At 58.6% G+C, this 2326-nt stretch carries 1 protein-coding gene; it reads right to left on the bottom strand.

What is annotated here, in order from left to right:
- A partial coding sequence (gene gyrA / locus QVO43_RS05265) for a DNA gyrase subunit A (protein WP_288174567.1) occupies nt 1-2326 on the bottom strand: 2326 nt, incomplete at both ends.

Below are 2326 nucleotides of genomic sequence, written 5' to 3'. Positions count from 1 at the left end.
CACCGTATTCACTACGGCCAGTGCGGCTACTTTATCCCCTGCTTCCAGATCCATGAGCTTTACGCCCTGGGCATTCCTTCCGTAGGTGGAAATATCAGCGGCGTTCATCCGGATGATGATGCCCGCTGCGGAAATCAGCATGATTTCCTGGGATTCGTTGATGAATTTGGAGCCCACGATCAGGCCGGTCTTGTTGGTCACCTTCAGGTTGATGATCCCCTTGCCGCCCCGGGTCTGGACCCGGTATTCAGAAATGTTGGTCCGTTTCCCCTGGCCCTTGTCCGTTACCGTGAGCACTTCTCCCGTGTCGTCCACACAGCTGTCCATGGAGACCACGCTGTCGTGAGGCCGCAGGTTGATGCCCCGTACCCCGTGGCTGGTGCGGCCCATGGACCGTACGTCGTCTTCCTGGAAGTGGATGGCGTACCCGTCCCGGGTGGCCAGCAGGATGTCATTGTGGCCGCTGGTGAGCTTCACGTCGATCAGCTCTTCCCCTTCGCCCAGGTTGATGGCAATCAGGCCGCCTTTCCGGGCGGACTTGAATTCGCTGACGCTGGTCCGCTTCACAAAGCCCAGGTTGGTGGCCATGAACAGGAACTTCTTCTCGTCCTCGCTGATGCCGCTCTTTACGGCAATCACCGCATTGACCTTTTCGTTCTCTTCCAGAGGCAACAGGTTCCGGATAAAGGTCCCCTTGGCGGTGCGGCTGGCTTCCGGGATCTCGAATCCCTTCTGCCGGTACACCCGGCCCCGGTTGGTGAAGAACAGGATGTTGTCATGGGTGCTGGCCATGAGCAGATGTTCCGAGAAGTCTCCCTTCACCTTGTTGTCTTCCTTCACAATCTTGCCGCTGCCGGCTTTGATGCCCCGGCCGCCCCGGTTCTGGTTCCGGAAGTTGGTGAGAGCCTGGCGCTTGATGTAGCTCTGGTGGCTGATGGTAATCACCACGTCTTCTTCGGCGATCAGGTCTTCGGTTTCCAGATCCCCGGTGTCCGGCACAATGGAAGTCCGGCGGGCATCCCCGAACCGTTTCTTCACATCCAGCAGGTCTTCCCGGGCAATGCCCATGATCTTGTGTTCATCGCTGAGCACGTCTTCCAGGTAGGCAATGGTGGCCATGACTTCTTTATATTCATCCTCGATCTTCTGCCGTTCCAGACCGGTGAGGCGCTGGAGACGCATATCCAGGATGGCCTGGGCCTGGCGGTCGCTGAGGCCGAATTTTTCCATCAAAGCGGCTTTGGCCACGTCCCCATTGGCGCTGGCCCGGATGGTGGCGATCACTTCGTCCAGATGGTCCAGGGCGATCTTCAAGCCCTCCAAAATGTGGGCCCGTTCTTTTGCTTTCTTCAGTTCATACCGGCATTTCCGGGTAATGACGTCCTTCTGGTGATCCAGATAGTATTCCAGAATCTGCTTCAGGTTCAGGATCCGGGGATGGCCGCTGACCAGGGCCAGCATGATGATCCCGAAGGAATCCTGGAGCTGGGTGTGCTTGTACAGCTTGTTCAGCATGATCTCCGGGACTACATCGCTGCGCAGTTCGATGACGATGCGCATGCCCTTCCGGTCCGATTCATCCCGCAGGTCGGTGATCCCTTCCAGGGTCTTGTCCTGGACCAGGTGGGCGATGTTCTCGATGAGCTTGGCCTTGTTCACCTGGTAGGGGATTTCCGTCACCACGATCCGGTTCTTGTTCTTGGGCATGGGTTCCACATGGGTCTTGGCCCGTACCTTCACAACCCCCCGGCCGGTGGTATAGGCCTGGCGGATCCCGGACAGGCCCAGGATCTTGGCCCCGGTAGGGAAGTCCGGCCCTTTGATGGCGGTCATCAGCTGGTCGATGGTGGCATCCGGATTGTCGATGAGCATCACGCAGGCATCCACCACTTCTCCCAGGTTGTGGGGCGGAATGTTGGTGGCCATGCCCACGGCGATCCCGGCGGAACCGTTGATCAGGAGAGCCGGCACCTTGGCAGGCAGCACCGTGGGTTCCTTCAGGGATTCATCGTAGTTGGGGATGAAATCCACCGTATCCTTTTCGATGTCCCGGAGCATCTCCACGGCGATCTTCCCCATCCGGACTTCCGTATACCGCATGGCGGCCGGTGGGTCCCCGTCCACGGAACCGAAGTTCCCGTGGCCGTCCACCATCAGATACCGGGTGGAGAAATCCTGGGCCAGACGCACAATGGCGTCATACACCGAGGAATCCCCGTGGGGATGGTATTTCCCCAAAACATCGCCCACGATACGGGCGCTTTTTTTATAAGCCTTGTTGGGCAGCATCCCTGCCTCGTTCATGGCATAGAGGATGCGGCGGTGG

Source organism: Acidaminococcus sp. CAG:542 (assembly GCF_000437815.1).
In the GTDB taxonomy this organism is placed as follows: Bacteria; Bacillota; Negativicutes; order Acidaminococcales; family Acidaminococcaceae; genus Acidaminococcus.
Note: the sequence above shows the minus strand (reverse complement) of the source record. Positions and strands in the feature narration are given on the sequence as shown.